General features: G+C 25.5%; 17 protein-coding genes and 1 tRNA gene. 9 read left to right on the forward strand and 9 right to left on the reverse strand.

The features are described 5' to 3' along the window. The first annotated feature begins 156 nt into the window (after positions 1-156). From KQ876_RS00600 to KQ876_RS00620, 5 genes are all read left to right on the forward strand, one after another. Positions 157-300 carry a DNA methyltransferase gene (locus tag KQ876_RS00600; RefSeq protein ID WP_308699359.1) on the forward strand — a complete coding sequence of 48 codons (144 nt, stop codon included), beginning with the start codon at positions 157-159 and terminating at the stop codon, positions 298-300. Next, positions 284-529, forward strand: a complete 246-nt coding sequence (locus KQ876_RS00605) for a DNA adenine methylase (protein ID WP_216489811.1) — start codon at positions 284-286, stop codon at positions 527-529. Before KQ876_RS00600 ends, KQ876_RS00605 begins: the two co-directional genes overlap by 17 nt. Further along, positions 529-750: a hypothetical protein gene (locus tag KQ876_RS00610; protein ID WP_216489813.1), complete on the forward strand. Its 222-nt coding sequence runs from the start codon at positions 529-531 to the stop codon at positions 748-750. Before KQ876_RS00605 ends, KQ876_RS00610 begins: the two co-directional genes overlap by 1 nt. 401 nt (positions 751-1,151) lie before the next feature. Then, on the forward strand, positions 1,152-1,427 hold the full coding sequence (locus KQ876_RS00615) for a hypothetical protein (RefSeq protein ID WP_216489815.1): 276 nt from the start codon (positions 1,152-1,154) through the stop codon (positions 1,425-1,427). 89 nt (positions 1,428-1,516) lie between these two features. Further along, entirely contained in the window at positions 1,517-1,759 is a 243-nt protein-coding gene (locus KQ876_RS00620) for a hypothetical protein (RefSeq protein ID WP_205852479.1), read from the forward strand. A gap of 84 nt (positions 1,760-1,843) precedes the next feature. Here the strand turns inward: KQ876_RS00620 and KQ876_RS00625 are convergent, their stop codons facing one another. The 9 genes from KQ876_RS00625 to mutM form a co-directional block, all read right to left on the reverse strand. After that, the gene (locus KQ876_RS00625) at positions 1,844-2,452 is read right to left on the reverse strand and encodes a hypothetical protein (protein ID WP_253282211.1); all 609 of its coding nucleotides are present in this window, start codon (positions 2,450-2,452) and stop codon (positions 1,844-1,846) included. 589 nt (positions 2,453-3,041) lie between these two features. Beyond that, complete coding sequence (locus KQ876_RS04250; RefSeq protein WP_216489817.1) at positions 3,042-5,411, reverse strand: DEAD/DEAH box helicase family protein; 2,370 nt, start codon at positions 5,409-5,411, stop codon at positions 3,042-3,044. Further along, entirely contained in the window at positions 5,398-6,732 is a 1,335-nt protein-coding gene (locus KQ876_RS03740; protein ID WP_308699360.1) for a site-specific DNA-methyltransferase, read from the reverse strand. The genes KQ876_RS04250 and KQ876_RS03740 overlap by 14 nt, the downstream gene beginning before the upstream one ends. After that, entirely contained in the window at positions 6,693-7,055 is a 363-nt protein-coding gene (locus tag KQ876_RS03745) for a type III restriction endonuclease subunit M (RefSeq protein ID WP_253282212.1), read from the reverse strand. The genes KQ876_RS03740 and KQ876_RS03745 overlap by 40 nt, the downstream gene beginning before the upstream one ends. Positions 7,056-7,323: 268 nt before the next feature. Continuing rightward, positions 7,324-7,408: transfer RNA gene (locus KQ876_RS00640), tRNA-Leu, on the reverse strand. 20 nt (positions 7,409-7,428) lie between these two features. Beyond that, a complete protein-coding gene (locus KQ876_RS00645) occupies positions 7,429-7,926 on the reverse strand; it encodes a dUTP diphosphatase (protein WP_205851963.1) in 498 nt (165 codons plus the stop codon). Between the two features lie 6 nt (positions 7,927-7,932). Then, entirely contained in the window at positions 7,933-8,271 is a 339-nt protein-coding gene (locus KQ876_RS00650; protein ID WP_216489819.1) for a Smr/MutS family protein, read from the reverse strand. Beyond that, complete coding sequence (locus tag KQ876_RS00655) at positions 8,271-8,807, reverse strand: isochorismatase family cysteine hydrolase (protein WP_216489821.1); 537 nt, start codon at positions 8,805-8,807, stop codon at positions 8,271-8,273. The genes KQ876_RS00650 and KQ876_RS00655 overlap by 1 nt, the downstream gene beginning before the upstream one ends. Further along, positions 8,807-9,655 carry a bifunctional DNA-formamidopyrimidine glycosylase/DNA-(apurinic or apyrimidinic site) lyase gene (gene mutM, locus KQ876_RS00660; RefSeq protein WP_216489823.1) on the reverse strand — a complete coding sequence of 283 codons (849 nt, stop codon included), beginning with the start codon at positions 9,653-9,655 and terminating at the stop codon, positions 8,807-8,809. The genes KQ876_RS00655 and mutM overlap by 1 nt, the downstream gene beginning before the upstream one ends. A 42-nt stretch (positions 9,656-9,697) precedes the next feature. Between mutM and KQ876_RS00665 the strand changes: the two genes are divergently transcribed. From KQ876_RS00665 to deoC, 4 genes are all read left to right on the forward strand, one after another. Continuing rightward, a complete protein-coding gene (locus KQ876_RS00665) occupies positions 9,698-10,159 on the forward strand; it encodes an L-threonylcarbamoyladenylate synthase (RefSeq protein ID WP_216489825.1) in 462 nt (153 codons plus the stop codon). Between the two features lie 150 nt (positions 10,160-10,309). After that, complete coding sequence (gene deoD / locus KQ876_RS00670; RefSeq protein ID WP_205851958.1) at positions 10,310-11,014, forward strand: purine-nucleoside phosphorylase; 705 nt, start codon at positions 10,310-10,312, stop codon at positions 11,012-11,014. A 1-nt stretch (position 11,015) separates the two neighbouring features. Further along, positions 11,016-12,311, forward strand: a complete 1,296-nt coding sequence (locus KQ876_RS00675) for a pyrimidine-nucleoside phosphorylase (RefSeq protein WP_216489827.1) — start codon at positions 11,016-11,018, stop codon at positions 12,309-12,311. 11 nt (positions 12,312-12,322) lie between these two features. Further along, complete coding sequence (gene deoC, locus KQ876_RS00680) at positions 12,323-12,985, forward strand: deoxyribose-phosphate aldolase (RefSeq protein WP_216489829.1); 663 nt, start codon at positions 12,323-12,325, stop codon at positions 12,983-12,985. The last annotated feature ends 161 nt before the right edge of the window (positions 12,986-13,146 follow it).

Raw genomic sequence — 13,146 nt, forward strand, 5'->3', positions numbered from 1 at the left:
GCAAAATAAGTTTTTAATAAACCTAAGTCAAAGCCTTATCTAGGCCTGAATTAAAATCATCAGTAGTTAATGGATTAAAAAATAAAATTCATCTAACTCAAAAATCTGTAAAGTCATTGAAAAACTTATATTAACACATACAAATAAAATGATATTATTTTTGATCCTTTTATGGGTTCTGGTACAACAGCAATTGCTTGCATTAATACAAAAAGAATATATATTGTTGGTGAAATTGATAAAACTTATTTTGATAAATCTGTCGAAAGAATTGAGAGCCATCTTGAAGAAAATAAATAGAAGTCCTTTGTATTATTTGGTAGATAAATATAAAAATTTTTATCAAATAAGTGTTTTTTCTAAAGATATCAATGTTTTTTATGACATTTTTGGTGGTGGAGGCATTATCCTTTCTAATGTTGAAGCAAAAAAATATCATTATAATGATATTGATAAAAATCTTACAAATTTACTAAAAGTTTTTTATAAAACACCTATTAAAAAAATGCTTTTACTATTGAAAAAATAATGAAAAAATATAATTTTAATGATTTTAAAATCTTATCAAAAGAAGAATTCGAAGATAATTTCAATAAATTGAAAGAAGAATATAATAATCAACTAAATAAAAAAACTTTTTATAGTAATATCTTATTGTTTGCATTAATTATTCATAGTTTTAATAGTCAAATAAGATTTAACTCAAAAAATGAATTTAATATTCCTTCTGGTAAACAAACTTTAAACTAAAATAGACTTCAAATATTTAAATCGTATATCGATAATATTCAAAATAAAAAAATAGTCTTTACTTCAAAAGATTTTACTTTTATAAAACAACTTATCAGTGAAAAAAACTAACAAACAAAGATTTTTTATATTTTGATCCTCTATACTTAGTTACTAATTCAACATATAATAACATTTGAAACGAAAACATGAAATTAAATTGCTTTTTTATTAGATGAATTAAGTAAACATAATATAAAATTGGCTCTTTCTAATGTTTTTTTTGCAAAAAACAGTGATAATGATATCTTAAAAAAATGATCGAAAAAATATAATGTATATTACATAAAAAAGTTATAAAAATTCTAATTATTAACGAAAAAATAAAGAATCAAAAGATGAGGAGATACTAATAACTAATTATGAAAATAATAACATTTAATAAAATATCCGGAATAGAATTTAGAACGAGCAATATTATTAATAAATATTATCAATTAATTGTTTGGATAATAGAACAATCTTCAAAAACAAATCTCGAATTTAATCCTAATGATTTAGAAGAAAAATTTAAAGAATTTTGTATACAAGAACAAATTTATTCTTATAAGAACAAAAAAATAAATAGATTTAATATGTTTGTGGGAAACCTATATAAACTAGGAATTATAGAAAAAATAATAAGAATAATTATGTAATTAACAAAGAATATTTAGAAACGAATAACATTGTTTCAAGTTTTTTTGAATCTATTTTAAAAGGCGAAAAAATATTTTCATTTAACAAAATGATAGATTTTATTTACAATTATAAAGGTAACATAAGTACAGTTCCGCTATTTTTTTCATTTTCTACAGTTGAAGATAAAGAAGATTTTGCAAGTGTTTATGATCTTTTTAATAAAAATAAAAATATTGAAGAATCATGTAGGTACTTAGCAAAAATATCATTAAATGACCATTTGAAGAACCCCAAATATATAGAAAATTTAAATTATAGGAAACCATCAAGTGTCCAAAAAAATATCTAAATTTATAATCGATATTAAACTACAAGGTAAAAAAGTAGAAGTAAATTTCTTTAAAAAATCGATGCTCAAAAAGAAATAAAAAATTTATTTATCAAAAGATTTAATTGTATCTTTTTGAATTTCACCATAAGCATAACAATCTTTTAAACAAAGTTCAAGAGCTTCACTGTTTATTCTAATATCAAATCTTGATAACTCATAACCATAATCTTCAAGTTCTTCATATTGTTCAAGTAAATGATTAACATAATCATCTGAGATTAAGTAATATTCATTAAGATTATCTTTATTTTTAACTACTTGATAATCCTCTTCATCAAATAAGTTTAATAAAATGTAATAATCATGATCTTCTAAATTTTCATTAAATATCAAAGTTCCATCTTCAGTTTCTATTCAAAATTCTTTTGGTATGATTTCTATAACTTTTTTTGATCTACTTCTGAACTGAGATAAATAAATTTCATTTCTACATAATTCAATAACCAATTCTTTTATAGATACTGGTTTTATATTTAAATCAATTGGTAAGTTTAATTTTTTCATATGTTTCTCCATTGGTTTAATTATACTCTTTTTAACATAAAATAAATAATTCCCAATTTTTTGTACTATATACTCTAATTTAGTTCTTGTGTAATCATCTATTGGGTTTCAATATTGGATGTTTTCAATTCCGTCTAAGGAAATCATTATAATTTGTTTTTCACTTACACCATTAGTAAGTAAGTATTTTTTGTATAACTCAAATAAAAGATAAGATTTACCACTTCTTCTAATGCTAATAATAATTTTGACTCTGCCGTTATTTTTTACTAATAATTTTGTTTAAATATTTTGGTCTTTAAATTTCCGTTTCAACCCTATTTAATTATTTCACGTAAATACGCGTTTTTCTTAAATATCTATAATAATATTATAGTATTATTATTTGTTTTAGATTTAATGGTTTTAATATAATTTCATATTTTTAAATATGAAATACTTTTAATTTAATACAGCATTAAACAGCGGAACAAAAACAAAATTACCTATTATATAGTCTTTTTTATAAAAAAAGTTAAGAAATAAATTAAAATGCCAAGCATGTTCGCAAACGAAATGCAACTTTAAAAGTGGTTTGTACTAAAATAAATTCTTTATAAATTTAATATTTTTGCGTAAATACGTATTTTTTTTCAAATATATTCTAATATATGTAGTATTATTTTTTGAATAATTAAACTTTTAACAAAAAATGTACACAGAAAACTTATTGAAGTTTCAAGTGTACATTATATTTTTAAATATCTTTTGCTAAATTATATATTCAACTTATTATTTGGTTAGTTCCGATGTTTTCTTTAATAGTTTTCTCTATTGTATGGTTTGTACTCCCGCCACCTGCAATAATAAATTTATTAGATCCAACATTTGATTTATCAACTTGAATTAATAAGGAAGTAACAATTTGCATTAAATTATTATTTTTATCTTCATAATAACCTTGATATGAATCAATGATTTTACTTGTTTTTATCTCATCATAATCATTGTTAAAATCTTTAATTTCAACATTAATTTGATGTTCTATTTTATCTGTTTTATAAACTAAAACGAAATCAGGAAATTGACGTTTGATATTACTATCTTCATCATAATATTCATAAAAGATTCCATTTTGTACTGGATTTCTAAATAAAGATATATTTTTATAATTATTATTTTTTAAATCATCTTTAAAAAGTTGAACAATACTATTAATAAAACTTCTTTCGTTATTTGAATCATAATAGTGCAATCTTTGCTTAGATTTATTATTTAGCAATGATATCAATTCATATTGATAATTTATTTTTTGCTCTTCAAACTCAATTTTAAAATCTTCATCAATTATTTCAAAATTAATATCAGATGGTAATTGTTTATCATACATAAGTTTAAATTCACGGATATTAAGCTCATTAATTTGTCTTTTCCTTTGATCTAATACATATTTTTTGACCTTAGGGTAGATAAATTTAATAAACGAATATCAAAGTAGTGAATGGATGTGATCTTTATAATCATTAATAAAGTATTGATCTATTGCTCTTAAATCTTTTTTATCCAGAATATTAGAGGTTTTTGTATTAAATTCATTTATAAATTGACTCATTTCAATAATGTTATTAATTTTTCTATTAATATATTGTAATTCTTGATTTTTTTCTTTATCTATTATTTTTTCTTCTTTATAAGGTATATATCCTTCTTTTTGGTAGTCGTTTAAATAATAATTATAATTTGATAATAATTGATTTTTATTATTTTTAATCACTTCAACAATTTGATCACTTAGATCAACCTTTATTTTTTCAACTTCTTTATTGATTTCTCCGTAGTAAAACTTATCATTTAAACTTTCTTTATTTAATTTATATGAACTAAATTCTCTATCTTTATCTATTTTATCGATATTTTCAATATTAGAATAAACTCAATAACTATATGCTGTTGAATTATCATCAAATTTAAAACTTGGATTTGGATTACGTTTGATACGACCAATTGTTTGGATGCTTAAACTATCAGAAGATACATTTCTTAATTGAACTAACATGCAAGCACGCGGTATGTTTCAACCAGTTGCGGGTCCGACCTTAAAGATTATTACATCAATATCTGAACTTCTTTTAGAAATGTTTTTTAAAGAAATGTTACCACGCATGTTTGAATCTATTTTTTCAGAAGAAAAGTATTTAGCTCATGTTAAATTATGTTTTTTTAATGTTTTGATTATATTTTCAATCTTTTCATCAAAATCTTTATCATTAGCTTTTTTATCATTTACTTGAATTAACATAGCAGGATTGATATTATCTATTAATCCTTCCTCAGTTATATACTTTTGCTTAATTTCTTTAAATTTAGCACATGCAACATCTAATAATTCTAAGTCACTAAGTTGTTCGCTGTTAATTTCAGATAATCCTTCATTTAAATGACCATTAATTTTAAGTAATTTAATATCATCTTCTTTTAGTTCTTTTTCGCTGATCTTAACTTGTTCATAAATACCTTTTGGTGTAGCAGTCATATTAATTTGAAAATTAGATGCTTTACTCATTTTTTCGTAAAAGTTTTCAACGGCTTGTTTGTTTTTACCTTTAATCCCTGATTCACTTGTTCCGATATGTGCTTCATCACGAATAAAGACAACAAAGTAATTGTTTGAAATCTCAGAAATGAACTTATCTAAAATACCTTGTTCAGTATATATTCTGTTAGCACCGAATGAAGAAGCACCTAGAACAAATACTTTATTAGTTTCAACTTTGAATGTATAATCGGCGTCTTTAACATTATTTTTACTACTTGATGGTGATTCTTTTCTTTCGAAAATAAGGTCATTTCTATTTTCTAAATAAAATTTATATTCGTTAAAATTATCTTCCATTTGTTTAGGCAATTCGGCATTAGATAATGTCATAACTACAAAAATAATAGGTTTATTATCTCTTTGTTTATTAATAGTGATTGCTTTATCAATAAAGTTAGCAATCATAAAAGTTTTACCTGAACCTGTCGGTGCTTTAAATTCAACTATTTTAGATTGTTTAAGACTATATGAGTTATTAAAATGTTCTAAGAGTTGAGAAACTGCTCTATTTTGGGTTTTAGTTAGTTCCATCTGGTTTGTCAACTTTCTCTTTATCTAACGAATATAAATTAGTTAAATTGTTCAAGAACTCATCATTGCTAATGTCTTTGACTTCAAACTTAGTTAATGATTCTCTAAGTGTATCAACTAAATATTCTGTTTTAGTTTGGTTTTGATCTACGCTAATATTGCTATATTCTAAGTCAAAAACATTTAGGTTTTGTTTATATGGATCGTTCTTTTCGGTTCATTTAAAAGTTTCATTATTTGTACCAATACCGTGATTTATTCTATATAAACGTTCGTAAGTAACATCATAACCAATATTGTTTTCGTTATTAGTTACAAGCGTAAAAGTTCTGTTTCCACCATCTTCTCTATTTAGTTCTAAAACAGCGTGACCGGTTGTTCCTGAACCTGCGAAAAAGTCTAAAACACGGGCGTTTTTGTTAGGGTGTAGGTTTATTAAATACTTAATTAGCGATTCGGGCTTTGGTGTTGAAAATTCATTATCTGGCAAAATTGAATTTAATTTATTTTTAGCAATCGTAAATGAATCTATAATTGCGATATCGTTCAGCATATTTTCCTTGTATTCATCAGTAATTCATTTACTTTGTAAGTTAAAATTCATAAGTAAATTTGTGTATGGTTTTTTTGTAATTCATTCATTTTCGTAAATTTTAATTCTTGGAACATTATTATCGTTAAAGTATAATGGAATTTTATTTTCTAAGTATTCTTTTTCTGTGAAACGTCATGTTCTTACTATGCTATTTCCGTTTGGTAAAACAATAGGGAATGTTTTAGGGTTATTTTCATTAAATTTATATGTAGCGTTGCTACTAAATCAATTACCTTTTGGATCGTTATCAACATTACTAAATTTTATTGTTGTCGTTTGTTGTTTACTAAATCCCTTTATTTTTGATAAATCTTTTACGTAACAAACGATATATTCAAAATTATTTTTAACAAAATTAGTTGACTTCATACTTGAAGAATTAGTTTGTCATAAAAAGTTAGTTATAAAATTCTCTTCTCCAAAAATCTCATCCATCAATACTTTTAAATATGCTTGTTCGTTATCATCAATCGATACAAAAATAACTCCGTCATCTTTGAGAAGTTTCTTGGCTAATTTAAGTCTTTCGTTCATCATGTTAAGTCAACCATTACGACTAAATTTATCACGATATATAAATTTTGAAGCGGAAATATTTTCTTTGTCATTTGCAGAGTTATTTCCGTCTGAATATGCTGATTCTGTGTTATAAGGTGGGTCAATATAGATTACATCGTAGTTATAATCTAAGCCGCGACTCTCTCTCTCTCTCTCTCTATTACTAATAAATTTTTAAGAGCATCATAGTTTTCACCTATGATCAAGGTGTTTTCGCTTTTAGATTCAATGAATCTAAAAGATTTTTTATCGTTGTGTTTAAGAACTGAAATAGTTTTGCTATTAATTTCAGGTGCTGAATCAAATGTAAATCCAATTTTTACTCTTTGCATTAAAAATTGGTACACGTTTTGTAATTGAGTTTTATCAGGTAAGTTTTCTAAAAGCATTTTACATATTGCTTTTTGGTCGTTGTTTAAATCATTTACTGATAATTCATCGATTTTATTTTTATAATCCCCAAGTAGTTGAGAATAATCTTTATTTTCCATATTTATCCCTTCTTATAATTTGTATATTTATATTATAAACAATTTTAAAAGTCAAATTATTTTATTGTAGTAATTTTACCAACTCAACCAATTAAATATAATTGCTCATATAAATAATATGATGTGTAAATTTATATGCAACTAGCAATTTTTCTTAAAAGTTTAAATTATATGATGTTAAATAGTAAATTTTTTAAATAAATTTAATCTAAATAAAAATAGCAACTATTTTACAAGTTGCTATTAATTGGTATATTTTAAATATATATGGTGCCTCAGACAGGACTTGAACCTGCAAGGAAAATTCCGGCGGATTTTGAGTCCGCTGTGTCTGCCAATTCCACCACTAAGGCATATTTAAATTATACTATAATTAATAATTTGAATATAATCTTTTGTAATTTTTTTGATTCTTTTTAAAATATGATCAAAATAGTTCGGAAAAACTAAATCCTTGCATAGTAAATGAACCTAAGGCTATTTCAAATACATATATTACATTTTGTGAATTAGAGTTAGAAATTAAATTACTTATACTTATAAATAATTCTTTAAATTGTTCATTTATATCATTGCTAATTATTTTTGGTTCAAAATTAGGGTTTACATCGTGTTCATACCCTATAGTTATCAAAAAATGCATTAAATCAGCGAATTCTTCTTTAATTGCTTCAATGTTAATGTTTTTATTATTCTTTCAATATTTAAAACTTTGAACTTCATTAACATATTCGGCTGCTTCAATAATTAAAGCAAGCATTTTTTGTGTTTTTATATTTTTATCGCTAAATTCAGGGTGTGTTATTTTTCTCTTTTGATGTATCTTTGCGTCTAATTTTTTTTGCAATTCAAATAATATTTCTAAATTCATCTTTTCCTATCTTCAATCATCTATTTGTTCGAAAATACTATCAATATCTTCTTGATCTAATTCGTAATAATCGTCTTCATAGCAATAATCTTGTTCTATATCATTGTTTTTTCTTATTATATAGGTACCGCCATTATTAGTAACTGTATAAGACAATTTTATTTCATCGTGTTTATTGTGTTCGATAATAAAATTTTCCACTGAATTTTGTAAAACTCCTGTTCCTTTACCTGTAATTATTTTGATATGATCGTGTTTGTTATTTAACAATTCTAAAATTTTTAATTGTATTTTTGGTAATGCTTCTTCATGTGTGAAGCCGTGTATATCAATTGTGTTTTTCATTATTTAATCACTATATTTGCATTTTTCATAATATTTAATGCGTTTTGGTGAAATTCCTTTGCGTTATGGTTCTCAGAATCAAATGTTGCTACAGAATTTTCTATTACAACTACTTCTTTATCTGAATTAATTTTATTTAATCACATTTTTAAACTTAAAGCTAATTGCAAAATACAAATATCGGTACAACACCCTACTATTTCAAAACTATTAAATCTATCTCAATAATCGGGTCTAATCTCGAAGAAACCATTTGTTGTATTTTTGTAAATAACGTTTTTATTATCTTCTTCAACGAAATCAATTAACTCTTCCACTATTTCGGCTTCAGGTGTACCTTTTAAACAATGCGGAGGATATGATTTCATTTCAAGATCGTCTTCGCTATGTGCATCTGCTAAGAAAATAATGTTTTCCGCCTTATTTAAAACGCTTTTTATATTTGGGATAATATTTTTAATTAACGGACTCGAAAGTGGTCCGAATTTTGCAAAACCATTCAACATATCTACTACTATAGTTAGTTTTTTTTGCATTATCTCTCCTTTTGGCATGTTGGACAATAACTTGTTCCTCTGCCGTTAGGTTTAAAATCTAATTTTACTTTAACTATTTTATCGCTTTGACAAGTGCTACATATTTGGTTTTCTCTTCCATAAACTTTTAAGAAATTTTGAAACTCACCACTAATTCCGTTGACCGATGCATATGAATTAACTGTGCTACCGTTATGAATAATACTTTGATCCATTACTTTTTGAGCATTAATCAAAAGTTGTTTAAGTTCATTTTTTGTTATTTTATTAGCAGGAGTCATTGGATAAATTTTTGTCATGTGCAAACTTTCGTCAGCGTAAATATTACCAATTCCTAAAACAAGAGATTGATCTAAAAGAACTTTTTTAATGCTGATTGTTTTTCTTTTTAATTTATTAAATAATGCATCAACATCTACACTTTCAGGTAAAAAAGCAAGATTTTTAATTTCGTAAATACTTCTTTGATCTTCGCTTGGTAAAATTTCAAAACTTCCAAACATTCTTGAATCATTATACACAAGTACTTTTTGATTATCTAATGTGAAATAAATACAATCACCTCTATAAGCGTATAAAGCAGGGTCATTGATATCTCTAACAAAATATTTCCCTGTCATTCTCAAATGAGAAATAAGCCTTGATTTATCATTAAAATTAAATATTAAAAATTTACCAATATTTTCAATATTAGATATTATTTTGTTTTTTAAAAAACTAATGAAATTTTTTTCGTCTGTATTTTTTATTAATTTCGAAATTTTAACTTCTACTTTTAATATTTTTTTGTCTTGAACATGTTTGTTTAATGCTCTTTGCACGACTGTAACTTCTGGATATTCTGGCATGCTTTTATTATATTAAATATTAAAAAGTATTAAAATAATTATATGAATAATTTTGATGATATTATAATTTGTAGTACTGATACAGTTGTTGGTATTGGTGGCAAGGTAAATGATAAAGTTTTAGAAAAAATCTATTTTTTAAAAAATAGACCTTCTAATAAAAAAATAATAATTTTAGTTGGTTCAATAGAACAAGCTTTAGAGTTTGGCCAATTTAATCAAACAGCAAAAAAAATAGCACAAAAAGAATGGCCGGGAGCGACGACTATCATAGTAAATAATCAGGGTTTTAGAATGCCAAATAATAAAAAATTAATCGATTTTTTATTAAAAAATGGTCCACATTATATGACAAGTGCTAATAAATCGGGATTTCCTCCAATTAAAATTGAACAAGCAAAAGAAGTTTTTCCGGAAGTTAAAAACGTTTATGATTTCGGACTAGGAACTAACGTCCCAAGCATATTAATAAATTTAGATACAAACGAAGTTATAAAGCGTTAATTATGGGATGAAAAACAAAAAATAACCATTTTATTTTTAAAGTGTTAAAATAATATTGGTTATTTTTTAATATTAATACTAGTCTATTATATTCCTTTGTAAAATGCAATGTAAATAACCCAAATTACAATGTTAGAAATAGGAGAAAATATGACACCACATATTAGTGCAAAAAAAGAAGAAATTGCAAAAACAGTTATTATGCCTGGAGATCCGTTAAGAGCTAAATATATTGCTGAAACATTTTTAGATCCAGGATATAAATTAGTAAATTCAGTTAGAAATATGTTTATGTATACCGGAACATATAAAGGAAAACCTGTAACAGTCGCAGGAAGTGGAATGGGTTGTCCTTCAATCGGAATTTATTCATACGAATTATTTAAATTTTATGACGTAGATAGAATTATTAGAATTGGATCTGCAGGTTCTTATAAAAAAGATTTAGGTTTATACGAAGTGGTTCTTGCAACAGAAGCGTTCGCTGATGGTGACGCATTTAGAAGAATTGCTTTAGGAAAACCAGGGAATGTTGCTAAACCAAGTGACAAATTAAATGATGAAATTAGAGAAATTTCATCTAAATTAAATATAAACTTAAACGAAGGTAGAGTTCATTCATCTGATGTCTTTTATTCAGTTGTTCCTCTTGAAGACAGAATTAAAGATACTGAAGCCATTTGTGTCGAAATGGAATCATACGCATTATTTACAAATGCAGAAGCAACAGGTAAAGAAGCAGCGTGTTTATTAACAATTAGTGATAATTTAATTACACACGAAGAAACTTCGTCAGAAGAACGTCAAACAGCATTTACAAAAATGATGGAGATTGCTTTAAATTTAGCAAAATAATATGAGAGTAGTTGATATTATTGATAAAAAAAGAAGAAATCAAGAGTTAAGTGATGAGGAAATTAAATTTTTGATTAGTTCTTATGTAGATGGTTCAACACCTGATTATCAAATTAGTGCTTTTTTAATGGCGGTAGTTTTTAATTCAATGACTCCAAGAGAAATTGCAACAATGACAAAAGAAATGATGTATTCTGGTGATGTTATTGATTTATCAGAAATACCTGGAATTAAAGTTGATAAACATAGTACCGGTGGAGTTGGGGATAAAACAACTTTAGCAGTTGCCCCAATTGTAGCATCAATAGGTGCTCCTGTTGCAAAAATGAGTGGTCGTGGTTTAGGTCACACAGGTGGAACAATTGATAAACTAGAATCTATTCCTGGGTTTAATGTAGAAGTTAGTGAAGAAGATTTTATTAAACAAGTAAAAGAACATAAAATTGCAGTTGTTGGTCAAAGTTCAAAACTTGTACCGGCTGATAAAAAATTATATGCTTTACGTGATGTTACCGCAACTGTAGAAGCGATACCTTTGATTGCTTCTTCAATTATGTCGAAGAAACTTGCTACAGGTTCAAATGCAATTTTACTTGATGTTAAATGCGGAAACGGTGCTTTTATGAAAGATGAAAAAAGTGCTGTTGAACTAGCTCGAACAATGATAAACATTGGTAAAGAATTAAATGTAGATGTTAGAGATGAAATTACAAATATGAATAGACCTATTGGTAGAGAAATTGGTAATAAAAACGAAGTTTTAGAGGCTATTTTAACACTTAAAGGTCAAGGTCCTGAAGATTTTAATGAATTAGTTTACTCTTCATGTGCAACAATTTTAGAACAATCAAAAATTGCTAACTCACATGAAGAAGGTATTGCGCTTGTTAAAAAATCAATCGAAGATGGAAGTGCACTCGCTAAGTTTTATGAGTTTATAAAATTACAAGGCGGTGATGTTGAAGCACTAAAAGATCCTAACTTCTGAAATCCAAAATATAAATTAGAAGTTATTTCAAAAGAAGAAGGTTATGTAGAAATTTTTGATAGTTTAACATTTGGTATAGTGGCTATGAAATTAGGTGCTGGTAGAAAAACTAAAGAGGATTCAATTGATTTTGAAGCAGGAATAAGTATTGCTAAAAAAACAAATGAATACGTTAAAAAAGGTGAAGTTTTATTTAACTTATACTCATCAAATCCAATATCGATAGAATTAGTTTCTGAATTAGAACAAGGGTATAAAATAAATAAAAATAAAGTTGAAAATAAAATTATTTTAGGTAAATTAAAATAAGGAGAAGAGAGATGAATTACAATAAAATGATAGATCATACATATTTAAAACCTGAAGCAACAGAAAAGGATTTAAATAAATTAATAGACGAAGCTAAAAAATACGACTTTAAAACAGTGTGTGTTAATTCTTCATGAGTAAGATATGTTTCAGAAAAATTAAAAGGTAGCGAAGTAGGGATTACTAGTGTTGTTGGTTTCCCTTTAGGTGCTATGATTACACAAGCCAAAGCTCAAGAAGCAAAATTAGCTATAGATCACGGTGCAGATGAAATTGATATGGTTATTCATATTGGTAAATTTAAACAAGGTGACTATGAATATGTTTTAAACGATATTAAAAAAGTTAAAGAAGCAATTGGTTCACATGTATTAAAAGTTATTATCGAAACTGCTTTATTGACTGAAAAAGAAATTGAAAAAGCAACAGAAATTGTTATGAAATCAGGAGCAGAATTTATTAAAACATCTACAGGTTTTAGTTTTAGAGGCGCAAATCTAAAAGATGTTGAAATTATGAAACGTGTTGCTGGAGATGCTTTATTAATTAAAGCTGCAGGTGGAATTAGTAATATGGATGATTTAATTGCAATGTATAACGCAGGTGCTACAAGATTTGGAACAAGCCGTTCAGTAGCAATTGTTGAGGGTAAAGATTCTAAAGGCGGATATTAATTAAAAGGAAAAATCTAGAAATATAAGTTCTAGATTTTTGTTTTATTATAGAGCTCTAATTTACCATAGATAAGTTGAGCTCGATAACATTCGAATATGATTTAAATCAAAACAGTATTATTATTTACTTTAATTTCCCACTTTGATTTATTTTGAAACAA

This window comes from Mycoplasma sp. CSL7491-lung (assembly GCF_018913965.1).
In the GTDB taxonomy this organism is placed as follows: domain Bacteria; phylum Bacillota_I; class Bacilli_A; order Mycoplasmatales; family Metamycoplasmataceae; genus Mycoplasmopsis.